Source organism: Mycobacteroides saopaulense, assembly GCF_001456355.1.
Lineage (GTDB): Bacteria > Actinomycetota > Actinomycetes > Mycobacteriales > Mycobacteriaceae > Mycobacterium > Mycobacterium saopaulense.
In genome coordinates, this window is sequence record NZ_CP010271.1 from 778,929 (window position 1) to 800,675 (window position 21,747).

The 21,747-nt window shown below is 59.5% G+C and carries 22 protein-coding genes; 19 read left to right on the top strand and 3 right to left on the bottom strand.

The annotated features are described in order from the left end of the window. The first annotated feature begins 52 nt into the window (after positions 1 to 52). Positions 53 to 1,273, top strand: a complete 1,221-nt coding sequence (locus MYCSP_RS03910) for an oxygenase MpaB family protein (RefSeq protein ID WP_088413213.1) — start codon at positions 53 to 55, stop codon at positions 1,271 to 1,273. Between the two features lie 273 nt (positions 1,274 to 1,546). Here MYCSP_RS03910 and MYCSP_RS03915 read toward each other — a convergent pair whose 3' ends face one another. After that, complete coding sequence (locus MYCSP_RS03915) at positions 1,547 to 2,173, bottom strand: TetR/AcrR family transcriptional regulator (protein WP_088413214.1); 627 nt, start codon at positions 2,171 to 2,173, stop codon at positions 1,547 to 1,549. 58 nt (positions 2,174 to 2,231) lie between these two features. Here MYCSP_RS03915 and MYCSP_RS03920 point away from each other — a divergent pair, with 58 nt between their 5' ends. The 15 genes from MYCSP_RS03920 to MYCSP_RS03990 all read left to right on the top strand — a co-directional run bounded on the left by MYCSP_RS03920 (position 2,232) and on the right by MYCSP_RS03990 (position 16,137). After that, on the top strand, positions 2,232 to 2,444 hold the full coding sequence (locus tag MYCSP_RS03920; protein ID WP_088413215.1) for a ferredoxin: 213 nt from the start codon (positions 2,232 to 2,234) through the stop codon (positions 2,442 to 2,444). 199 nt (positions 2,445 to 2,643) lie between these two features. Further along, the gene (locus tag MYCSP_RS03925; protein WP_268873120.1) at positions 2,644 to 3,975 is read left to right on the top strand and encodes a cytochrome P450; all 1,332 of its coding nucleotides are present in this window, start codon (positions 2,644 to 2,646) and stop codon (positions 3,973 to 3,975) included. A gap of 38 nt (positions 3,976 to 4,013) precedes the next feature. Further along, a complete protein-coding gene (locus tag MYCSP_RS03930; protein ID WP_088413216.1) occupies positions 4,014 to 4,775 on the top strand; it encodes a nuclear transport factor 2 family protein in 762 nt (253 codons plus the stop codon). Positions 4,776 to 4,851: 76 nt separating this feature from the next. Beyond that, entirely contained in the window at positions 4,852 to 5,496 is a 645-nt protein-coding gene (locus MYCSP_RS03935) for a TetR/AcrR family transcriptional regulator (protein ID WP_083336247.1), read from the top strand. A 282-nt stretch (positions 5,497 to 5,778) separates the two neighbouring features. Then, positions 5,779 to 6,606 (top strand): MlaE family ABC transporter permease, encoded by an 828-nt coding sequence (locus MYCSP_RS03940; RefSeq protein ID WP_234795594.1) that lies wholly within the window; start codon positions 5,779 to 5,781, stop codon positions 6,604 to 6,606. A gap of 1 nt (position 6,607) precedes the next feature. Beyond that, positions 6,608 to 7,480, top strand: coding sequence for an ABC transporter permease (locus MYCSP_RS03945; RefSeq protein WP_070913020.1), 873 nt, complete (start codon positions 6,608 to 6,610; stop codon positions 7,478 to 7,480). 129 nt (positions 7,481 to 7,609) lie between these two features. Next, complete coding sequence (locus MYCSP_RS03950; protein WP_157886148.1) at positions 7,610 to 8,527, top strand: MlaD family protein; 918 nt, start codon at positions 7,610 to 7,612, stop codon at positions 8,525 to 8,527. Continuing rightward, complete coding sequence (locus MYCSP_RS03955) at positions 8,524 to 9,534, top strand: MlaD family protein (RefSeq protein WP_088413217.1); 1,011 nt, start codon at positions 8,524 to 8,526, stop codon at positions 9,532 to 9,534. Before MYCSP_RS03950 ends, MYCSP_RS03955 begins: the two co-directional genes overlap by 4 nt. A gap of 2 nt (positions 9,535 to 9,536) precedes the next feature. Further along, on the top strand, positions 9,537 to 10,544 hold the full coding sequence (locus tag MYCSP_RS03960) for an MlaD family protein (protein ID WP_083336245.1): 1,008 nt from the start codon (positions 9,537 to 9,539) through the stop codon (positions 10,542 to 10,544). A gap of 1 nt (position 10,545) precedes the next feature. Next, positions 10,546 to 11,754 carry an MlaD family protein gene (locus MYCSP_RS03965; protein WP_070913016.1) on the top strand — a complete coding sequence of 403 codons (1,209 nt, stop codon included), beginning with the start codon at positions 10,546 to 10,548 and terminating at the stop codon, positions 11,752 to 11,754. After that, positions 11,751 to 12,797, top strand: coding sequence for an MlaD family protein (locus tag MYCSP_RS03970; protein WP_088413218.1), 1,047 nt, complete (start codon positions 11,751 to 11,753; stop codon positions 12,795 to 12,797). Before MYCSP_RS03965 ends, MYCSP_RS03970 begins: the two co-directional genes overlap by 4 nt. After that, positions 12,794 to 13,762, top strand: coding sequence for an MlaD family protein (locus tag MYCSP_RS03975; RefSeq protein ID WP_088413219.1), 969 nt, complete (start codon positions 12,794 to 12,796; stop codon positions 13,760 to 13,762). Before MYCSP_RS03970 ends, MYCSP_RS03975 begins: the two co-directional genes overlap by 4 nt. 23 nt (positions 13,763 to 13,785) lie before the next feature. Beyond that, positions 13,786 to 14,454, top strand: coding sequence for a hypothetical protein (locus MYCSP_RS03980; RefSeq protein ID WP_070913013.1), 669 nt, complete (start codon positions 13,786 to 13,788; stop codon positions 14,452 to 14,454). A 45-nt stretch (positions 14,455 to 14,499) separates the two neighbouring features. After that, positions 14,500 to 15,207 (top strand): hypothetical protein, encoded by a 708-nt coding sequence (locus tag MYCSP_RS03985; RefSeq protein WP_235629515.1) that lies wholly within the window; start codon positions 14,500 to 14,502, stop codon positions 15,205 to 15,207. A gap of 3 nt (positions 15,208 to 15,210) precedes the next feature. Continuing rightward, on the top strand, positions 15,211 to 16,137 hold the full coding sequence (locus MYCSP_RS03990; protein WP_088413222.1) for an oxygenase MpaB family protein: 927 nt from the start codon (positions 15,211 to 15,213) through the stop codon (positions 16,135 to 16,137). A 322-nt stretch (positions 16,138 to 16,459) separates the two neighbouring features. Here the strand turns inward: MYCSP_RS03990 and MYCSP_RS03995 are convergent, their stop codons facing one another. Continuing rightward, complete coding sequence (locus tag MYCSP_RS03995; protein ID WP_088413223.1) at positions 16,460 to 17,290, bottom strand: DUF1707 SHOCT-like domain-containing protein; 831 nt, start codon at positions 17,288 to 17,290, stop codon at positions 16,460 to 16,462. 317 nt (positions 17,291 to 17,607) lie between these two features. Further along, complete coding sequence (locus tag MYCSP_RS23020) at positions 17,608 to 18,069, bottom strand: hypothetical protein (RefSeq protein ID WP_157886149.1); 462 nt, start codon at positions 18,067 to 18,069, stop codon at positions 17,608 to 17,610. A 1,207-nt stretch (positions 18,070 to 19,276) separates the two neighbouring features. Here MYCSP_RS23020 and MYCSP_RS04005 point away from each other — a divergent pair. The 3 genes from MYCSP_RS04005 to MYCSP_RS04015 all read left to right on the top strand — a co-directional run bounded on the left by MYCSP_RS04005 (position 19,277) and on the right by MYCSP_RS04015 (position 21,714). Then, a complete protein-coding gene (locus MYCSP_RS04005) occupies positions 19,277 to 19,780 on the top strand; it encodes a cupin domain-containing protein (RefSeq protein WP_070913579.1) in 504 nt (167 codons plus the stop codon). A gap of 183 nt (positions 19,781 to 19,963) precedes the next feature. Next, positions 19,964 to 20,941, top strand: coding sequence for a GlxA family transcriptional regulator (locus tag MYCSP_RS04010; protein WP_083018887.1), 978 nt, complete (start codon positions 19,964 to 19,966; stop codon positions 20,939 to 20,941). Further along, positions 20,938 to 21,714, top strand: coding sequence for a DJ-1/PfpI family protein (locus MYCSP_RS04015; protein WP_070913578.1), 777 nt, complete (start codon positions 20,938 to 20,940; stop codon positions 21,712 to 21,714). Before MYCSP_RS04010 ends, MYCSP_RS04015 begins: the two co-directional genes overlap by 4 nt. Positions 21,715 to 21,747 lie beyond the last annotated feature (33 nt).

Here is a 21,747-nt window from a genome sequence, read left to right on the forward strand (position 1 = left end):
TGGTGGATCATTCCACCAGAATTGTGGTCGACTAGCAGGCGAGGAGTAGCACGTGCTCGATGTCCAGACGATGAGTCGCCGATCGAGGCAAACCAGCATCGGTACTGCGCGTAGCCTGCTGACCAGCGTGGCCGGCGAAAACGTTGGAAGAGTCGCCAACCTTGTTGTGGGCCCGGTGCTGGCCCTCCTCGTCTATCAGGTGGAGAAATTCTTCGACCACGGATTGCTGGATCTTTCACCCGTCATCGAGGTGATCAAGAAGGAACCTTGGCGATTGGTTACCCCGATCGACGTGGCGTTCGAGGTGTTGCGACCGCATCATTTCAAGAACACTCGATTCGACGGCGTGCAAGGAGACCCCGGCTGGTTCGGGCCCGATAGCGCAATGTGGTACGTCCACTCACATGGCACCTGTTTGATGCTGGGGATTCTCAATACAGCCGTTGCCGATATCGTTCACCAGGGGATCCAAGCCGCAGTGTTTGAACACTCCAAACTTCCCGGCAGAGACCTGGATGGCAACGTAGTGCCCGGAACGTTCTCGACCACTGGCGCGCCGATTCGTGGTGGCCAGACGATGGCCTTCTTCGCAGGCGTCGCCCTGGCCGACAGTCACACAGCGGAGTCTTTGGCTCGAACGGTCAACGCGATCCATTCGAAGGTCAAAGGCATAGGTTCCGACGGAACTCCATACGACGCGAACGAGCCAGAGTTCTTTCGTTGGGGTTACGCGACCGTGGTAGACGGGCTGGCCGCTGCGCATCGGCGCTATCACCCGAAACCCTTGAAAGGTGCAGCGCTGGATCAGTTCTATCGTGAGTACGCGGTGGTTGGTGAAGCCCTTGGAGGGGTCAATTTGCCGAAGACCGCCGCAGAATGTCGCGAAATTCTCAACAACGCTCCAAGCGCGGCTGGGGTGGGCTTGAACGATGGAAACGTGGCCTACTTTGCGCTTACCCGAAATCCGATGTTGAGGATGTGGCCCTTTCGCTACACATATGATCTGGCCTACTGGTTGATGGTCGACATGCAGTCCGATGTGGTCAAGAAGGCCATGGGATACAAGCCGGGTAGTCGGCGCTCCCGCTGGGCTCGCAGGCGCCTGCTCTATCTTCTCGTGCGACTTGCCGAAGGTAACGGTAAGGGCATTGAAGAGGTGCGTAAGGCGTATAGGCGAGTCGGTCGAACCCCCGTCAACCCGTACAGCCCCCGCCTGAGCCAACCAATGTATCGGGATATCAGCAGCACCCGGGCCAGCTGTCAACCGACCTAAATCATGAAGATGCACACATACGAGGCTCCTCCCGAGCGTGTCTGTGACAAGGAATGAACCGCGGCGGTGAGGCAGGTTGACACTCGCCCGTCCAGTTAGAGGCTTGCCCGGCAATAGTTTTGATGGTGATCGACCAGGTCGCGAGGGCGATGAGAGAATCCGCCGGGCTCTGCTGATTGCCCGAAGCTATGGTCGGGTTAGAGGCCTTACGCCGCGCGGAGCGTAAACCTCAACTTGTGCGCGCCGCGTTCGCGACAGACGGTGTCGTGCACGTCATTCTGCAACCGCACGTGCTGCGTTCAGTATCGGAATGAAATAGGTACTCGCAAATTTTCTGGCTTCGTCATCGGTTTCGGATCTAAGCACCTTGGAGGGGGCAAGTAGCAGCGTCGCTGTGATCCGCATGATGAGCTCCGCGGCCTGTTTGGCGCCAGCTTCGGGGAACGATTCCCCCATCAGCCTCATAGCGAGAGCGGAAAGCACCAACTGGTAGTTACCGCCTTCGGTCTCGAGCAAGCTCGCCGACATCGATTCCGTCTCATATTCCTTGAGGGCAGCCACCACCGGATTCGTTCGGCATTCACGCACTCCTACGACGAATAGCTCTACTACTTGGTCCTCGACCGTCGTGTCGGCGCCAAGCAGCGGCGCCAGCCTGAGGAAGAACTGAAGTACCTCACGGGTGACCACCGCCGACACCATGTCGTCCTTGTCGCCGCATCGACGATTCAAAGTTTGTCGAGAAACCTTGGCCCGCTTAGCAATATCGGCGACTGCCGCACGTCGGAAGCCATGCGCGACAAACTCGGCGCGAGCGGCATCGAGGAGCCGGTCGCGTTCATCGTCCTCCGTGTCGGCTTGCCCTGATGGCCATTGCGGCCAGATCTCGCCCAGATCCACGCTGTGCCATGTTACCTCTTGACGGTGGGATGTTGTTACATCTAGAGTCCAATGTCTCATGAAGGATGAAAACTTCTCGATCAGGGTTGATGGCGACATCTGTATGGGAGCCGGATATTGCTACGGCTCCTACCCCCGGTTGTTCGAGGAAAACCCAGATGGCACGAGTGCTGCGACGGGGCCAGCTGACCCGGAATTACTTGATGATGCAACCAAAGCCAGTCAGATCTGCCCATCCGGTGCGATCGAAATCCAGGACCGAAGGGACTGATTTGACCTCCACTGCCGCTGAGTGTCCGGCACATCGTGACAACAAGGTCGCGGTGGCACCGAGACCGTGGAATACCGGCCGTCGCGCCGTGATAGCTTCGCTCAAAGACGACCCGTTCTGGCCTACCCGTAAGCCGCTACGCGCCGCCTTCAGCTTGGCTACGGGCTGGGGCCGTGACCGACCGATTCCACCGGGGCCAATTGGATTGCCATTCATAGGCTCAGCGGTCCCCATGGCTCGCAATCCGTATAAGTTCCTACAGGACTGCCATCGCAGGTATGGGGACGTCTATCGGGTTCCGCTGCCGATACATCCGTTGGTGCTGGCCAATCATCCTGACTTGGTCGGCGAGTTCATGGAGAACACCGAACTCAAATACAGTATGTCCGCGCCGATCCAGGGACGTCGAGTGCAAGGGGCGGTTACCAGTGTGGGCTGCCCAGTTCAGCTCCTTGAGGGCCAGGCTCTGCGTGACAGGCGCAGAAAGCTCATGCCCATGTTCGGCAAAAAGCACCTCGCGGTCGTGTCGGACAAATTTGTTGAAGTATTCACCGACCGGATTGACCGCTGGCTCGCGGTCGCCGGCACCGGCCAGGAGGTGAACCTTCAAGCAGAGCTACCGAAGGTCGTGCTTCCGGCATTCATGTATGCCATGTTTTCCGCGAAACTGTCCGATGACGAAGTCCTACATGCCGATACCGCGACTCGGTCCGTGATGCGTGCTGTCGCTTCAGGGCTCTTCCTGGCGACTCCACCGAGCATCCTGCCGTGGCGCGGCAGGGAGAATCTCGCGATCTCGGGTGTACACCTCATGCAAACCATCCGTCGAATCATTCGAGAACGACGCGCCAATCCAACTGATGATGCAGACCTTCTGAACATCTTGCTTGCCGCACGCAACGACGACAGCAACCCCCTTACCGAGATCGACGTGTACTCGGAGATCATGTCGGCGATCGGGGGCGGCTACGAAACGATTGTCGCGTCGATGTCATGGACGCTGTCGCTGCTCTTGCAGCACCCAGAACATCTAGAGCGTCTCTATGACGAGATCTCGATCCTGGACGGCAACGAACCCACTCCAGAAGATCTTCCTAAACTGCCATGGGCACGAGCATGTTTCGATGAGGGACAACGACTACAAGGCGCTCCCATCAACCCGAGATACGCAATGGAGGACACCGAGCTTGGTGGGTATCCCATTCCCAAATACACCTTGGTAGCAAGCTCGCTGTACGTCGTACATCGCGATCCGCGGTGGTGGGGCGAGAATGCCGAAGTGTATGACCCGATGCAGTTCTTTGATCAGGACCGAGTCAATGCCCGTCCTCGCCTGGCATTTCAAGCCTTTGGCGCAGGTCCGCACCACTGCCTGGGAACCGGTATGGCCTACATGATGGCTCAATACCTGCTCACCATCATCTTCCAGCGGTATCGCTTGCATCTGCGACCGGGGTGGCAGCCCCAACAATTCTTCAGCCTATCGACGTTGGTCAAGGGCGGAGTGCCCGCCACTATCACCAAAGCCTGAAATTCTTCCGGCATAAGCCATCACACGAAAGGACGCACATGACTAGCAGCGAGATACGAAACCTGAATTCGTACCGCCAGGACTGGGGTATCAAGGCTCCCGCCGGGCGGGTCCACGCGCCGGTCGCCGAATCCGAAGCACTTATCGAGCCCTTCTTGCAACGGTGCAAGGAACAGGAAGACATGTATGTGGCCGCCGGCTTCCCTTTGGCGGGGATCACCGAGTTCTGGCGCAAATGGTTCGCCGCGTGGAACGACGATTCCCCTGAGGCGCTCGAGGAGTGTTGGGCAGAAGACCTGGTGTGGACGATCTCCAGCACGGGCCAACTCGAGTATCACGGCCGCGACTACACCGTCGAGTTGGCGCGATTCGGATACATGTTCGCCCGTGAAATCGGTTTCTACCCCTGGGATGGTACCGATACACACTTGCCTTACTACGACTTTCTCAATGACCAGGTACGAGCCGCCTTCCCCTACAGTGGTGCAACCCGCACCTTCTGGAACCGCGCGATTCCCTGGCCGCGCAAGCCCATTCGCGGCTGTGGAGTCGACCGCTACATCCTTCGAAAAGAGGGCGGGGACTGGAAAATCGCCCGTATCGACACCGATCAAGACGTCTCCGTGCCACTGATGCAGATGTTGCCTTTTGCCGATGCCACCACGCGTCTCATGGCATGGCTGGTACGTACCCTGCCAAGGCTGGGACGCAAGCTTGGATTGTACGATCGGGAATCTCTCTATAGCCGGGAGTACGTCGCCAGCCGACAAGCAAGAGGGCTGCCCTTCGATACGAAATAAAACAACAGCCGAATCGGTCCTCAATCCTTGAGCCCGCTCGACTGGCACCCCATCGCCCGCACGCTATATTGCCCAGATGGCTAGATTGCGGTCGGCACAGGTGGTCGACTTGCTGCAGTCCGCCGATGGCCGCATCGATGAGACGCTGGATGACATCTCGCGACGGATCGTCGATGCCGCAACGACGTGCTTCGCTGAGAACGGCCTGGCGGCCACCACACTGAACCGCGTAGCCGACAGCGCGGGCGTCGGAGTAGCCACAGTCCATCGCAGGTTCGGCACCAAAGCCAATCTTGCCAGGTATGTCCTCCTGGCCGAAGCGCAGAGGGTGTTCGGGCGACTCCGGCGGATCGATGAGAGTGCCAAGACCCCAGAAGAATGGCTGGTGGGCGGCTTCGTGATCTTTGCCGATGAGTCGATTCGGTCAAAGATGCTGGTGACTACCTTACGGAATGCTCGGGAAGTCAGCGATTTCACCGGGCTTCTCACCACTGACTCCCTGATGGTGGCCGCCCGGGGCGTATTCATGGCAGGGCTGATTCGCTGGCAACAAGCCGGATTCATACCTCATGCCGACGTGGAAGTAGTCGCCGAGGTCATCGCTCGGCTGATTATCTCCCTGATATCTAACCCGATTGGGGCCATTCCAGTCTCCGACGTCGACCAGATGACCACGTTTGCGCGGACTTACATCGTGCCGATGCTCAGCGCAAAAAATTAGCTCTGTTCGAGAAAATTCCTTTCGAAAGCTATGCCTGAGGGCGGACCGTCAGCTACAGTCTGATCTTAATTCTGATAGATAGTACCCATCGTTCTATCTATACGTTCAGAGAGTGTCATCGAGGCGGCCCGTTCGATCGATGTCCGTCAATAGCTAGCAGGGGTCGTGATGAGGACGATTGTTGAAGATGCGGCCAGCCGTGTCGACCCTGACACGATCGATGAGTCGGCGAGTCCCAGCGGCGATTCCCGTCAGGTTGGGCGGCTGACAAACACCCGGTTGATGGGCCCGCTGCTGGGATTGCCGGGCAAAGTGGTCTCGTATGGCACCAACCAGGCCGACTCCTCATTGAAAACCCTCGGGCGATTTGTTGACTTGGTCGTCGAATCTTGGACGCACCTTCTGGCGGACCTGGTGCGGCTCCGCCATCCCTGGCGTGAGACCGTCAGCCAGGCGTGGTTTGTCCTAAGTGTCACAGTGGTTCCAGCTCTGATGATGTCGATACCGTTCGGCGTCATCGTGGCTGTCCAAACAGGCAGCCTCATGCAACAGGTTGGGGCAACATCGGTTTCGGGCGCGGCCGGAGGCCTCGGTGTCATCCAGCAAGGTGCACCGATTGTTGCGGCACTCCTGCTTGGTGGAGCTGCGGGCTCAGCGGTAGCCACCGACTTGGGCGCCCGGAGCATCCGTGAAGAAGTCGATGCGATGCGCGTCATGGGGATAAATCCCGTTCAGCGCTTGGTAACACCTCGGCTAGCGGCCATAGTAATCGTTTGTCCGCCCTTGTGTGTCTTCATCATCTTCATCGGCATTTTTGCCGGTTACGTTATGAATGTTGGCTTCCAACATGGGACTCCAGGCAGCTATATCTCCTCATTCGCATCCTTCGCGAGCGTCAACGACGTTGTTGTCGCGATCGTCAAAACGATCGTCTTCGGAGTGGTGGTCATCTTGGTGGCCTGTCAGCGAGGATTGGAAGCCAAGGGTGGCGCCCGGGGAGTCGCAGACGCGGTGAACGCGACAGTAGTGATCGGAGTCGTCACAGTAATGGTGCTCAATGCCGTGATCACTCAACTGGTCGCCATGTTCATGCCGGTGAAGGTTGGGTGAAATGGCCTCTCCATCAAAGTATCTCCCGGGTGGTCTGGGTCCGCTCCTACGTCCGATCTGGCGAGGTACGCGAACAGGTATCTCGGCCGTGCAGGACCTTGGACATCAGGCGACTTTCATCGGCCTGGTGCTGATTTCGGTTCCCCAGACTCTGAAGCGTTATCGGCGCCAGACTAGCGCGCTGCTGATCGACATGACTTGGGGAAACGGCTCGATTGTGGTGGGGGGAGGAACAATCGGGGTCTTGGGTTTCATGGGAATTGCTGTAGGGGCCTCCGTTGGCATTGCGGGGTTCGCCACCTTGGACATGGTCGGCATGGGCTCGTTGACTGGCTTCGTATCCGCTTATGCGAATACTCGCGAAATGGCCCCCATGATCGCGGCGGTGGGGTTCGCCGCGCAAGCCGGATGCCGCATGACGGCCGAGATTGGTGCAATGCGCATATCCGAAGAGATCGATGCACTTGAAGCCCAGGGGATCAAGTCCATCCCGTTCGTAGTGACGACACGGGTACTAGCCGGTGTCGTCATCATGATTCCGCTGTTCTTGCTCACTCTGATCCTGAGCTACACCTCGTGTGCGTTCCTGGTCAACGTCATCCATGCACAATCGCCCGGCATATACGAGCACTACTTCGATACCTTCATCCACCCTACCGATGTGGTGCTTTCACTCGTCAAAGCCGTTGTCTTCGTGGTGCTTGTCATCGCCATTCAGTGTTATCAGGGCTACTACGCGGGGGGTGGGCCGGAGGGAGTCGGCATAGCGTCTGGGCGAGCAATCCGCGCGTCGCTGGTAGCCATCGTGGTGATCGACATGGTCCTGACCCTTCTTTTCTGGGGCGACAGCCCCGGCGTACAGATATCTGGTTGATCTATGCCTAGGTTCCATGATGAAAGTGGTAGGTCTGCCTCAGGGCGGGCCCTGCTATTGCGTGGACTGATAGTCCTCGCTGCATTGGCGTTGGTATCGACTGCGCTCTACCGAGTCGGTACCGGCACGGTGTCCAAGCCGTTCGCGTTGACTCTCATTACTAGCACCCTCGGTGAGGGCCTCGCACCCGGCGCCGAGGTGAAGTTCCGTGGTTTCACCATCGGATCCGTGAAGTCGCTGGAGTCGGCAGGCTATAACAAACAACGAATGACCGTGATACTCGATCCCGAGCAGGCCACAGCGCTCACCAACGATACTCGGGCGCAGTTCACCTCTTCGAACATTTTCGGCACTGCGGCTGTAGAACTTCTGTGTGACGGCATGGGCGGTCCGCTGGTACCGAACCGGACACTAGAGATCGCCGCAAACGTACAGGCGGCGTCCATTACCGGGGTGCTACGACAAGCCGATGGCCTTAGCGGTGTACTTGACTCACCGGAGTTCAAGAGCATTTTCGATGCCCTGCAACGCAATACCTCACTGACTTCCCCTGTGCTGAAGTCGATCTTCGATGTCGCCAAGACAGTGAGTGACGCACAGGCGGTGCCCTTCTCACGTTCGTTGTCAGTGATCGCGGCTTTCACCAATGGATTCGAGAAGTTCATTCCCTCGGTTGCCATGTCGGGCGACCTGATGGATCGTCTGACCTTCCTCGAGGGACCAGGAGGCGGGAAAGCGACCCGAGACATCATCAATCAGGTAGCTCGGATCGCACTAAAGGCCAGCGATGCCTTTGCGCGCAACAGCATCTGGACGATGCCCTTTGCCAACTCGTTGCTTGATCTGTTGGTGCCGTTCACCTACGCGCTGGGCTCGATTGCGCCTGCCTACGACCGGCTTTCCGGGCTGCTCGATCGCACCGGCTCGGCATTCCCTCAGCGGGACGGCCGTATTCGGATGCAAATCCAGCTCTATCTCGATGCCGCGCCAGGATTGGCTGCCGCTCTACCGCCCGCCGGCGCACAACCTCCAGGAGGTCACCAATGAGGAACTCATGGCGCACGTTGATGGCGGTGACAAGCGTCATCGCACTCTCGATAGTGCTCGGGCTGGTCATCGTCACCGCGTTGAGAAGCCCAGTCGAAGGCTCCTTGCGGCACTACAGTGCGAACTTCTCCGACGCATCCGGTCTCTTCACAGGTAATGATGTGCGAATATCGGGCGTCCAGGTGGGCAAGGTCGACCGGGTGAGTCTCGACGGTGACTCCGCCCGGGTGGACTTCAGCGTTCAGTCGGACCGGCCAATCTACACCGAGACGATCGTGGCGATTCGATACCAATCGCTACTCGGCCAGCGATACGTTGAACTCGCCCAGCCTGCCGTCCGCGGCGAAGAGCTAGCAGCTGGCGCAAATATCCCTGTGGGGCAGACGATTCCGTCATTCGATGTCGCCAAGCTATTTAACGGTTTCAAACCTATCTTCCAGACGTTGGACCCGGCTCAGTTCAATCGTTTCGGCGAGAATCTTCTGCGCCTTATCCAAGGCGACGACGACGGAATTGGGCCAGTTCTGCGAGATGTCGATGCGATCATGAAGGTCGCAGTCAACCGACGAGCCGCCCTGGTCACCATCATCCACAATCTTAGTCAGGTAGCCCAGGAGCTGGGTGGAACGTCACAACAGCTCGTATATCTCATCAATTCGCTCAGCGACGTTTTAGGAACCTTCGCCGAGAAGGCCGATGACTTTAACACCGCGGTCACGACTGCGCTGCCACTACTGCGCAACCTCAACAACATGCTGGGCTATGCGGAACGCACTATTGACGGGGCGAACATGCCGGTATTCGACATCATGAGCCGGATGTTCCCACAAACCCCAACCGTCATGGCCGGTATCTCATTGCTGCCAGACCTAATCCAGGGAATGCGGGATTCCCTCATCGAGGACAAGCCGGTCACACCGAGCTTCAAGTGTTCCAATGGCGTAGCGACCTTGCCCGGAATCGGCGAAATCTCTTTTGCCGAACAGAATTTGGTGATCTGCAAATGAGAATGGTGAGAAGGCGTGAGAAACATGTGCTGGACGACGAGCAAGCTCAGCTCCGCTATCGCCGCACAGGAGTTATCGGCGTACTGGTGATCGCCGCAGCGCTCATCGCCACCGGGGTGGCATTCGTCAATCCGGCCGGAAAGGCCACATACACTGCGCAGCTCAACAGCTCAGGCGGGCTGCGTGCGGGTGATGAGGTCCGTGTCGCGGGTATCCCGGTGGGGAAGGTTCTCCGAGTTCACGTTACCGGGGCAGTAGTGGAAGCGAAGTTTGCGGTTGAAGAGACGGTCAAGGTTGGTTCGGAATCACGAATCGACGTCAAGCTGCTCACCCCGCTGGGTGGCCACTATCTTGCTTTGTCGCCTAAAGGCTCGATTCCCTTGGGCCAAAACCCTATTCCACCCGAACATGCTTCCGTACCCTTCGAGATCAACGACATATTCCAGCAGTTCACACCGCTTGTGGAGAAGGTGGACGGGCAGACCATCCACGACACCTACGTCGAAATCGCCGATGCGGCACACGCGTACCCGGACTCGCTACGCGACTTCTTCCGGTCCACTCGCACGTTGATCCATACTCTGAGTCAGTCGAGCGATGACTATCGACGCGACTTGAACTACATCAACGAGTACGGTCGCGCATTCGCAAGTGGCGGAGACCAGGTTGCCGCACTCCTGAACCAATTCGCAGTTATAGGGCGGAAATATACGCCCAACTCGGTCGACATCGTCGAGCTATTCACTCAGCTGGCGGAGCTGTCACGCATGCTGGACCGAATCGGAATCGCCTACGAGCGCGACTTCAAACCGATGCTCAACGGTATCGACGATATCTTCGACACGTTGTTCGCCTATCCGGAAAAGGTCGGGCAGGCCGCCGATCAGCTGGGTCAGATCGTGAAGATAGTCGGGCCTATGCTCAGCGGCAACGGCATAACGATTAACGAAGGCGACAGAGTCATTCCGGGGCAAGACATTTGCCTGCCTCACTTCTTTAGGCAGTGCTGATATGACCTCCGCACGTAAGACTCGCCTGAAACGAGCGGCTGCGATCAGCCTTGCTATCGCAACGGTTGTCAGTCTGCTGCTGATGCCGGCGCCGCGCACGGCCGTTGAACAGGCCTTCCGAAATTCAGTCGGACCGTATCTGGATAGTGCTCTAGCGCCATTTCTGTCGAGCCCACGGACACTGTGCGCCGATTTCAACGATGCTTCGGGCTTATATAAGGGAAACAAGGTCCTACTGCTCGGTGTCGAGATCGGCTCAATCGTGTCAGTCTCCAACATGCCCGACCATGTGCGCGTGGAGTTTACGGTTCCCGACGATATGGTCCTACCCGCAGACATCGGCGCGGCCAGCTACACCACGTCGGTAATGGCCAATCGCAGTGTCGAATTGAGCGCTCCATACCGAGGAGGACCGGAGTTCACGGGGGCAGAATGCATACCGGCGGAAAGAACCCGGACCCCCATCAGCGTCACCGAGTCGTTCGCAGCAATGAGCAACCTTGCCGACACGATCATCGGCCCAGATCATGGGCCAGACCTGAGGCAAGCCCCGGGCATTCGCGCGATCGGTGAAAGTCTTGATGCCGCAGCACGTTCCGTGGACGGTACGGGCAGTGAGTTCCGCAGGATGCTTATCGAGCTGACGACTATGGTCGGGGACCCACGAAAGGCAGACGCTTCCTATCGCGAATTACTGGAGAACGGCACAGTCATCACGTCGGACTGGCTCAGACACTGGGACGACTTCCGCACGGTCATGCAGACGCTGGTGGGCTCGACCAGGCTGGTCGAGGGCCTGGCAGACGGTCTTGGTACCGCGCTATTTCACCTCGTGAACCTGATACCGGTGCTCACGGAGGCAGTTAATCGATGGGCCGGTCGCGGTAAGCACAACATTGGTGACAAACTGTTCCCCTGGCTGCGTGACATCCTCAACGCCTATACGCCACACCTGCTTAGCTTCTTCGCGACACTGCCCCCTGGCGTCAACTGGCTCGCGGACGACTTCTACCTTCCGAATATGGCCACTCACAACGTAACTTATGTGCCACCTCGGGTGGCCATCTCGCCAGAGCAGGCGAGTGCGATCTGCGCCGGATTGCGAGAACGCGGCACACCTGGCGCGAGCACGGCCTGTGCACCCGGCACCGCATCCGATCCCGTCACGCTGGGACTGACGAATCTGATCATGGGTGGCGCCCTGTCATGAGGCGAGCAGTAAAATTCTTGGTAGCTCTGCCGATTTCTGTCATCGTGCTGATATCGGGGTGCTCGTCGACTGCCCTGGACCCCACGCGCATGCCGGTGCCCGGAGGCTATACCCCTCGCAACGGCTACTCGATTAGAATCGAGTTCTCCAGCGCGCTGAACCTCCCCGGGAGGGCCAAGGTTGACTTTGGCGGCATCCAGATCGGCGTATTGGATCACCTTGAACTCGTCGACACTACGGCTGTAGCGCATGTCGAAATAGATGGTGGCACAATACTTCCTGCTAACACGAGGGCCGAGCTGCGTCAGGCAACAGTGCTCGGTGATATCTACATAGCGATGATCGCGCCGGATCGGCCGACACCAGAGCAGCTGCATGCCGGCGACACCATTTCGCTGCAGAACACCGCTCCGGCAAGCAATGTCGAGGACCTGTTGCGGTCGATGTCGACGTACATCGGTGGTGGCACGCTGAACACCCTGCAAGAGACAATTATCAACGTCAACAAGGCATTTCCTCAACCTGAGGAGTTGACCCACATTCACCGAAATCTGACCGGAATGCTGCACGACCTGGCGAGCAACAGCCAGACCATCGACGAGATGATCACCAGCCTGCAGAACATCACCGGGAGCCTTGTCGAAAACACCCGCCCCTTCCAGCGACTCCTGATCGAGGGTCCTCAGAAACTGAGCGCGTTGGCGGAAGTTGCTGTCGGCATTGTGGATCTCGTAGTGGCACTTGGCCGACTTTCCACAAACGCCCGCCCGCTGGTTGACACCGTGACGCCCGATTTTCTCCAGATGATTTCCTACTTCACCCCCTTCCTCAACACCGCAACTACCGCGGATACGACAATCCCGGTCCTCGCGGACAAGACAGTCCGATTGATTCGCGACCGGCTGATCCCCTTCTTTGGGGACGGCGGACCCAAATACACGGTGACCGGTATCAACACCCCGGGACAATCACTCGGCGTTGATCCGGCCGAGCGCGCCGATGAGGTTGTCCGTCGCATGCAGACAATGGGGCTACTCCGATGAGGGCTGTCACGGCCGCGACACTGGCCGTCTTGCTTGCTATTTGCCTGGGCGCCGTCGGGTATCTGGCGTTCGGTGTGTTCGACACGCAGGCCACTGGGCCGGGAACCCGAGTTACCTTGCTGCTGAATCGATCTGGCGGACTTCTTTCGACATCGCAGGTCACCATGCGCGGCATCAAGGTCGGTAAAGTAACTGCCATTAGAGCTACCACCAGCGAACTTCGAGTATCGATCGAACTCGACGCAGCTCAGCCCGTGCCGTCAAACTGCCAGATCAGCATCGAGAATCTGTCGGCTGCAGGCGAGCAATACATCGAATTTAGGCCACAACGGATCGAGCCGCCCTACCTCGTCGACGGCGCGACAATCCCCGCAGCACAAGTCCGCCCGACCTACACCGTCGCCGAACTTCTCGCCAAGGGAAATGCGCTGATCTCGGCACTGGACCCTCAAGACCTCGAAACAATAGTCCGCAACCTCGGAGCGGGTCTCACCAACAACACGGCCGCGCTTGACCATCTTGCCGTAACGGCAGGGCTTTTCGCGCGAATGGTGAACGACGACCAGCCTGCGATGCGTCAATTGTTCAATAACCTCGCTGCCATGACGAGCGGACTCGGCGACGTCGACGCCGGGCAGGCTCTCGCCCAAACCGGTGCCGCTCTTCCTTCAACGCTGGAGAAGTTCAATAAGCTGCTGATGCAACTGCAGAGACTGAACAACGATGGAAAAGATGTATTCGCTGACAACGGTGAGGTCGTCTCGGGGATCGACAGACTGATCGAGTACGTAGACACCGTATCCGGTCCGATGACCACGTTCATGACCGCGTTGGAGCCGACGATTCAGCCGTTGCGCAATGTCAAGCTCGACGCCGGACATTGGCTCGACTTCTGGGACTCCACATTTGCCGATGAGGGCGGTATGCGAGTGCATCTCGCCGTACCTGAATGGCCCCAACCCTGAACAACGATCAAGGAGTATTCAACATGACCACATCTGTGCTCGATGACGCCGAATCGGTCAAGGCGACAGAGCCTGGCACACCGCCAGAAGGCCCACACGATGTGTCACTCTGGACGCGAAATGGGTGGGCCTGGATAGCCGCCGGCCTGGTCCTCGTGGGCGGAGTCATGGGCGCGTTCGGATATTCGAAGTACCAGACGCTTCACGATCAGCAGACCACGGCACAACGTCACAAGCAGAGCCGGGAGGCCGCCACCCAACTCGCTAAGGACTATGCGCTGAAATCCTTGACCTATAGCTACCAGGATCCTGACGGCTTCTTCCGCTCCGTCGAAGATGGCGTATCAGCTTCACTGAAGGACAAATATGTCAACGCCACCACGATACTCAAAGCGATCATGATGCAAGCACAGGTGACATCAAGCGGCGACATCATCAGTGCAGAGGCAACGGAGCAGCCCGGCGATGTGTATCAGGTCGTGGTGACGGCGGGCCAAACCATCCGAAATCTCCAGAATCCCGAGCCGCGCGTATCCACACTCGTCTTGCAGATCACTGTCGACAAGAACGGAGACACCTGGCAGATCACCGATATCGGACCTAGGGTGCGAAATGGCCCGGGCAACCTCCATCAATCGCCCTCTTTACCTGGCTCCCCGGTGGCCCAACCGCCTACACGTGGAAGTCGATAGAGCACCGCAGTGTTACGCGGGATGCTGTTAGCAATAACTGTATTCATGTCGAGTCTGTCCTGGGTGCCGGCTGTTGCACACGCAGAATTGCCGATTTGTCCGTGGCGGGAAACCACATTGGTTCCGGAGGCCGCGATTCCGCATCGTGATTGCCGTCTTCATTCCACAGATGGTTCAGGGCTGAAATTCGACGTGACCTATTGGAGCGCAGGCGATACCGCAAGTCCCTTAGCGGTCAGAGTCGTCGTCTTGAGCCCGTCAGGGGGAGAGCTCCAGACAATCAACGAACTGTTGGAGATCAGCAGTCCCTCGCCTGTAGGACTTGAGGATGTCGACGGCGATGGCCGTGACGAACTCCTCATACCGATCTCCCAGCGGAAACTGAATGGCGCCAACAATACCCGATTCTCGTTGTGGCGAGCGGAGAAAGAAGCCACACACTTCGAGCGGACGCAGATGATGGGCCAGGCCGTGTATCGCAGCGGAGACGGGTATGTCGTGACGAACAGCGGCGCGCTCAGCAGTCGTGATCTCGATTTCTATCTGCCAACTGCCGCAGGCTATACGCAGATCGTCACTATAACGATCTCTGCAGAGGACATCGATCTTGACACCCGCAAGGTCCGTACCGCGCGCTGCGTCGCCCACAAACAAGCCGGGTTAGGGGCAATCGACATGGACTGGCGCGATTCGCCGGTGTTCTGTGAATCGCCCGCCGCAAGAGCGATCTGGCCGGACGCGCAAAGGATTTGATACATGAACCATCAAGCTGACGGAACAACAGTGGATGTCATTTCTATCGCGCCGGGCGCGCAGCTGGGCCGTCATTCATTGTTGTGGCGGTGGGCGGGCGATATGCGTATTGCCTTCACCGGCGGTACGGCCGGGCTGCTGCAAACGATGGATCCTGCGATCGGGTACGCGTTGATCGAGCACTCGAACTTCTTCGCAGACCCCGTCGACAGGGTGTTCCGCTCGTTGCCCCCGATCCTGGGCACCGTGTACGACGATCCCGCCGCCGGTACCGGCATGAAGGTGCGCGACTTTCATCGCGGCATCAAGGGAGTCCAACCCGACGGTGTCCGGTACCACGCGCTGAACCCGACAACCTTCTGGTGGGCCCATGCCACGTTTCAGGTGATGGTCGAACAGACCATCGACAGGTACTCCCGTCATCGGCTCTCCGACGCGCAGCGCGAGCAGCTCTACCAGGAAGGCATCGAGTGGTATCGCCGGTACGCGATGAGTGAGCAGCCGCTGCCGCCGAATAGGGCCGCTTTCCAACAGGAGTGGGACCGCTACTGCGACGAAGTGCTGACGCCCAACCCCGCCGCGGACTACCTGATGAAGGTCATCGAGGGGCGTGCCGTTCCGGACATGAGCAAGTCGCCCTATCTGCCGGTGGCTTCCTACCTGAAACCCGCCGCCAAACTCGCACTGCCCACCACACCGATGCGGATGGCGTTGGCGCCTCCACTTCGGTTGACCATCTATGGAGGCCTGCCTGCCCAGGTGCGTAAGCGATTTGGGATCCGCTGGAACCGGGCCGACGAGACGGCCTACCGGGCGCTGTGCCGTGCCGTGCCGCTGGCGTGGCCGTTCATCCCGACATCGTGGAGATGGCATCCGGGCAGCCACGCCGGATGGCGACGCGAACGGGGGCGGTTACCGCGCCCCTGGTGAGACGGTCTGCGCACGCAGATCCGCCGCGATCAGCCTAGCCGCGGTATCGATTGTGGTGTGGCCCCTACTCGACATCACCATGTTGGTGGGCACAAGCCTGGCTCCATGCGGAGCTCTCGACCTCGTAGCTGTCGTAGATCTCCTGCGCAGCAAGCAGATTCGCATGGATAGCCTTGCCTGGTCTATCTGCTCTAGGAGTCGAAAGAACTGGAACCGTTGAACTTCCGGCATTAGCACGATCAGCAGATGGGCAGTATCTTCGGCGAGCGTTCGGAAGGCTTCTTGACCGCTATCTAGGGCGAGGCCGGGTCGGCCATCTGGCTTAGCAGCCCCATTGGCAGCGGTGGATTCCTTTGATGTTGCCGGCGAGGTCGGCGACGAGGTGGGAGTCCAGGCCGTTGTTGTTCACGCCTATCCAGATTTCGCCGCCGTCGTCTCCTCCGATGGTGACGCGGAAGTGATCGTTGCCGACATTGCCCGGTGTTAGACCGAGGCGCTCTGGTGCTGAGCTGATCAAGGCAGCTACAGCGTCCACATCTATACCCGCCAGATCTATGGGACCAGCATGCCCTGAATTGACTGAGGTTCCGCCATATACCTGTGGGTTGTGGAAGCGGCCGCCGGCTGAGTAGTCGTAGTAAGTCAGGCCGGTCGGTGAACTTGGATCGAGCACGTGCAGCTGAGCATTATCGCCATAGACGTGCACTCCGAGAACGACGGTGGTGTGAAACCGGGCGCGGGTCGCGTTCGTTATCTCGCGCAGCCCATCTGCTTTCAAGAGCGCACCGGAGACGAGGGGGCTGATCACTTGTACGGGCGCTGCGGCCGGTGGTGCAGCTTGGCGGGTCGGTGATGCGTTGATTACGAAGAATCCGGCAACCGCCACGGCTGCGGCCGTCAGACCGCTCGCCGCCACCAAGAGACTTCTGCGGCGGCGTGCCGGCGCTGGTGCTGGGAGTGCAACGGGGTGGGCTTGAAGGTCTGCGGTGATTGTTGCGAGTTCGCTCAAGGTAGCGGCGTTTTGAGCTTTCTGAACCCGTTCGCGGTATTCAGCGTGATGTAGCTGTCCGTCCGCGAGTGCGGTATCCAAAGCGGCCATGACCTCCAGCCGGTCGACATCGCGTGCCCGTACCCGGGCAGCATCGGAATCCACGCTACGAGGTTAACGCGAATACGTTTGACGTGCTGCTGAGATCGCGTATGCAACCCAGGTACTTTCTGGGCATTTCGGAGTCGGGCTTCATTTGTTTGGGGCGACATGGGACGGTGCATCGGTGACTTCTAAGCCTTAGTCGTTGGTGTCGCCGAGGAGCAGCAGGCCTCAATGTGTTGTAGCGCCGCTAGTACCCACGTCCTCATGACGTTGTGTAGCAGTTCGTGACCTTCGCGGCGAGGGTCGAATCCTGAATGTACGTAAAGAACTTGTGTGCGAACGTTTTCAGGGTGCAGTATCCAGGTTATGTCGAATTACTATCCGACTTTCCTCCAGGGCTTGCAGCCGTAGGTTGCAAACGCATAGTCGCTGGGCTTGATCAGTACGTTGGCGGCGCCTTCTTTGACTGTGCCCGCGGCGATCGTGTTGTGCACGGTCATTTCGGGACCGGAGAGTCGCAGCCATGTGCAGTGCTGCTGACTGTTGGGGGTGGGACCGTCGGTACTGATCCATCCGGTGGTGATACCGGTGCTGGATTGGTCGCCAGCCACACGAAAAATGCCGTCACACACGGGAACGGTTTGTGCCTGGCATTGGGCAGGGGAGTTATTGGCTGGGTTGAGGTTTGGCGATTCGGACACTATGGGTGGTGGCAACTGGCGTTCCTGTTCTTCGACGCCCCAGCTGGTGGAGTTTGCGGCCCCAAGTACGACAAGAATGCCGCCGCCTACGATGCCCCAGTTTTTGAATGGCCACTTTGTGGCATTTTTCTCACCCATAGTTCCCCTGCAAGTGATGGTTGCCCCCAACCATCACCGAAGCCTACTAGTAAGCGGCTAACTTGAAAACCACCGTTGTTATCCATGCCATGGATATATGCTGTGACAATGCCGCGCATCTACGCCGATGAGCTATCGATCTGCTATCGAGCTGTGGTGACCCGCGCGAAGTGGTCAGGACGATCACCAGTTGTCGGCCGCACTCTCGGGTTCGGTTGAACGAAGACCTTTCTCGCTCTCCCGTAGATCTAGCGGGCTACTGCGCCAAGGATGTTCAGGAGGATGCGTTCGGCTGGCGCATCGACATTCGTACCGTAGATGTTCACGACCGCCGAAGTGCCGCCGGTGTCACTGTCGGAGTCCTGACCGTCTCTCCCAAAACTGTCGCAGAAACGCCCCGCTTCAGGGCATGTATACGCACCGAAAGCATCTGATAATCAATGGCTTCCAGAGATGAGCCGGCTACTGAATTTGCTCCGGCGGTTGGACTGAAGTCGATGAGGCCGACTGGCCACAGCTCGGCGTCCATGATCGCCGTCCATACGGCTTCCCTCGGTTGGCGAAGACGTTGCGCTTGCCTTTGGCGTATCTGCGGTCGTCAAGACGCCAAAGGCATCTGATTGGTCCTGGCAGAGATGGAGTGTTCGAAGATCTTCGGCATGAGGGTTAGGGAATCGCTTGCGGTAAGCACGCCCTGCGCAGCGCGCTTACCGGCCTCGTTCGCGCTACCCACAGAATCGATCCCGCTCTCCGTCGGGACGTATGAAGCGCCGAGGAAAAGATTGTCGATCGCGGTGGTGGCATCGGGGTGGCAGTGGCCTCCCCCGGTGCTGAGACGAAACCTGGCTCGTCATGCACGATGAACCCGGATTCGCTGAACGCTCGGCGACCCGGCGGAGGGCCAGGTGGTGCGACCTCTTCGCTACCGCCCATGGGAGCTAGTCGCTTGTACTGGCGGGGCGGGCACACGGGTTCGCGCTATTCCTTCTCTGCGTTGCACGTGGGGCACCGGGACGCTGAATGTCGAGGTGAGTGGACCTTGGGCCTGGTAGTCGTGAACCTCCTTTGCCGATGATCGCATCGTTATCTCTCGGAATGAGTCAAGGCTGTCGACTTGCCCTCCGCTGGGACACGGAGTTTTCCAGCGAACTCGCAGAAAGGCCGCGTATAACACGTAGGAGTAAGTGAGCAGAGGGAAAGGGACGACATGACGTTCGATCGACTCGGAGCTGGTGACATGCCTCTTGTCCGATATGACGACCGGGAAGTCCTGGAGCTTGCCGGGGTTGCTAACCAGACCAGCCTGGTCCTGGACTCTGAGGCCACCGATGGACACACGAGCGTCATCGAAGTTCGGCTGCTCCCAGACACTATTGGCGCTGAACCGCATTATCATGCGCTTTCCGGTGAACTATTCCGGATTCTCGGTGGACAGGTCCAGATGCTGTATGGCGAGACACTGGTGACCGCAGTGGCCGGGGACACGATTTATGTCCCGCCTCATACGGTCCATGCCTTCCGAACGCTCGCCGAAGATACTGCACATCTGCTGATCGTGCTTATGCCGGGAGTTCAACGGTTCCAGTTCTTTCGGCTCCTAGAGCAGATAGACCAGGGCAAGGCCAGCCATGCGGATCTGCTTGCTGCGCAGGAGATCTACGACAGCTACGAGGTCGAGAGCTCCGTATGGAGCCAGGCTTGTGGCCACTAACGTGGTGATGCTCATGTCGAGTAGGGGCCACACCACAATCGACTCTGTCGATGACTCGATCGGTCACAGTCATCCAGCGACTCCTCGCGGCGCCCGCAGAACAGTGGCTGCCGACATCCTGATGTCCTAATTTGTGGGATACCCGACCTGGACGCCATTGCCCAGGTGGCGAACACTGAGGACATGGCGCGCTCGGTGGTGATCCTGGGGTTCCCGGGGGTTCAGGCCCTCGACCTGGTGGGCCCGTACGAGGTGTTCGCGACCGCCTCGCGCTACCTGACCGGTGTGCCCGGCTATGACGTGACGCTGGTATCCAGCGACGGTGCGCCGGTGGCCACCGGGTCGGGCCTGGAGCTGGTCACTCGCCCTTTGTCGGACCTGACTGCGGGATGCGACACGCTGCTCCTACCCGGAGGTGTCGGGGTACCCGCCGTCCAACGAGACAGCGCCGTCATGGAATGGATCCGTGCCGCGGCGCACTCTGCGCGGCGGGTGGTCAGTGTCTGCAACGGGGCGTTCCTGGCCGCGCAGGCGGGCTTGCTGGACGGCTGTCGCGCCACCACACACTGGGCTATCGCCGAGACGCTCGCAATCGAGTTTCCCAGCGTCACAGTCGATCCCGATCCGATTTTCATCCGCAGCTCGGACAAGACATGGACGGCGGCCGGGGTGACCGCGGGCATCGATCTGGCATTGGCGCTTGTCGAGGACGACCACGGAGCGGAGGTGGCGCAGACCGTCGCGCGTTGGCTCGTTCTCTATCTGCGCCGCCCGGGTGGGCAGTCCCAGTTCGCGGCGCCGGTGTGGATGCCCCGGGCCAAGCGCATGCCGATTCGAGATGTCCAGGAGGCCATCGAAGCCGAACCCGGTGCCTCGCATCGGGTTCCCGAGCTCGCCCGACTGGCCGCGATGAGCCCGCGCCATTTCACGCGGGTGTTCACCGCCGAGGTCGGCGAGGCGCCGTCGTCCTACGTGGAGCGCATCAGGTCCGAGGCGGCCCGGCGTCAGCTGGAAGAGACCGACGACACCATGGTGGTGATCGCGGGCCGCTGTGGCTTCGGGTCTGCCGAATCCTTGCGCCGCAACTTCGTTCGCCGTATGGGCGTATCTCCAGACCAGTACCGCAAGACCTTCCACCGAACCGAAAGGGCTCCGCTATGACTTCCCGTGCGACTCAGATCGCGATCGTGCTCTACCCCGATTTCACCGCGCTGGATTTCATCGGCCCCTATGAGGTGTTGCGCTTCATGCCCGATACCGAGGTCCGATTCGTGTGGCATGAGCCGGGACCCGTCACCGCGGACTCGGGGGTGCTGGTCATCGGCGCCACGCACTCGTTCGACGAGACTCCCGCACCGGACGTCGTGCTGGTGCCCGGCGGGCCGGGCACGACCACGGCCGCACGCGACGAGAAGGTGCTGAACTGGTTGCGCCGGGTGCACCCCACGGCGTCCTGGACGACCTCGGTGTGCAGCGGTTCGCTGGTGCTGGCGGCGGCCGGTCTGCTCGAAGGCCAGCGGGCCACCTCGCATTGGTCGACCCTGCCGCTGCTGAAGCCCTTCGGGGTGACCCCGGTCGGCGACGAGCGCATCGTGCGCGCGGGCGCTGGGAACGTGGTCACCGCGGCCGGGGTATCGGCGGGTATCGACCTGGGGCTGTGGCTTGCGGGGCAGATCGCCGGCGAGGAACGGGCCAAGGCGATTCAGTTGAGCATCGAGTACGACCCGCAGCCGCCCTTTGACTCGGGGCACATGTCCAAGGCCAGCGCCGCGACCAAGGCCACCGCGACGGCCGGGTTGGCCAAGGACACCTTCAGGCCGACGGTCATCGCTGCGGGTGCCATGTTGTTGTGGGATGGCGCGCTCGCGACGGTGCGCAGGAGAGGCGGGCGCCGGTCCCTTCGCGGCGGCGCTGAGGCCCGACCTCGACCCTGACCAGGCGCCGTGTGGAGCGAGCGACTACCTTCT

Excerpts from the sequence above, each read along its gene's own strand:
- MYCSP_RS03920 (WP_088413215.1), top strand. The coding sequence starts at position 2,232 with ATGAAGGATGAAAACTTCTCGATCAGGGTTGATGGCGACATCTGTATG.
- MYCSP_RS03930 (WP_088413216.1), top strand. The coding sequence starts at position 4,014 with ATGACTAGCAGCGAGATACGAAACCTGAATTCGTACCGCCAGGACTGG.
- MYCSP_RS03935 (WP_083336247.1), top strand. The coding sequence starts at position 4,852 with ATGGCTAGATTGCGGTCGGCACAGGTGGTCGACTTGCTGCAGTCCGCC.
- MYCSP_RS03940 (WP_234795594.1), top strand. The coding sequence starts at position 5,779 with ATGGGCCCGCTGCTGGGATTGCCGGGCAAAGTGGTCTCGTATGGCACC.
- MYCSP_RS03945 (WP_070913020.1), top strand. The coding sequence starts at position 6,608 with ATGGCCTCTCCATCAAAGTATCTCCCGGGTGGTCTGGGTCCGCTCCTA.
- MYCSP_RS03955 (WP_088413217.1), top strand. The coding sequence starts at position 8,524 with ATGAGGAACTCATGGCGCACGTTGATGGCGGTGACAAGCGTCATCGCA.
- MYCSP_RS03960 (WP_083336245.1), top strand. The coding sequence starts at position 9,537 with ATGGTGAGAAGGCGTGAGAAACATGTGCTGGACGACGAGCAAGCTCAG.
- MYCSP_RS03965 (WP_070913016.1), top strand. The coding sequence starts at position 10,546 with ATGACCTCCGCACGTAAGACTCGCCTGAAACGAGCGGCTGCGATCAGC.
- MYCSP_RS03970 (WP_088413218.1), top strand. The coding sequence starts at position 11,751 with ATGAGGCGAGCAGTAAAATTCTTGGTAGCTCTGCCGATTTCTGTCATC.
- MYCSP_RS03975 (WP_088413219.1), top strand. The coding sequence starts at position 12,794 with ATGAGGGCTGTCACGGCCGCGACACTGGCCGTCTTGCTTGCTATTTGC.
- MYCSP_RS03980 (WP_070913013.1), top strand. The coding sequence starts at position 13,786 with ATGACCACATCTGTGCTCGATGACGCCGAATCGGTCAAGGCGACAGAG.
- MYCSP_RS03985 (WP_235629515.1), top strand. The coding sequence starts at position 14,500 with ATGTCGAGTCTGTCCTGGGTGCCGGCTGTTGCACACGCAGAATTGCCG.
- MYCSP_RS03990 (WP_088413222.1), top strand. The coding sequence starts at position 15,211 with ATGAACCATCAAGCTGACGGAACAACAGTGGATGTCATTTCTATCGCG.
- MYCSP_RS23020 (WP_157886149.1), bottom strand. The coding sequence starts at position 18,069 with ATGGGTGAGAAAAATGCCACAAAGTGGCCATTCAAAAACTGGGGCATC.
- MYCSP_RS04005 (WP_070913579.1), top strand. The coding sequence starts at position 19,277 with ATGACGTTCGATCGACTCGGAGCTGGTGACATGCCTCTTGTCCGATAT.
- MYCSP_RS04010 (WP_083018887.1), top strand. The coding sequence starts at position 19,964 with ATGGCGCGCTCGGTGGTGATCCTGGGGTTCCCGGGGGTTCAGGCCCTC.
- MYCSP_RS04015 (WP_070913578.1), top strand. The coding sequence starts at position 20,938 with ATGACTTCCCGTGCGACTCAGATCGCGATCGTGCTCTACCCCGATTTC.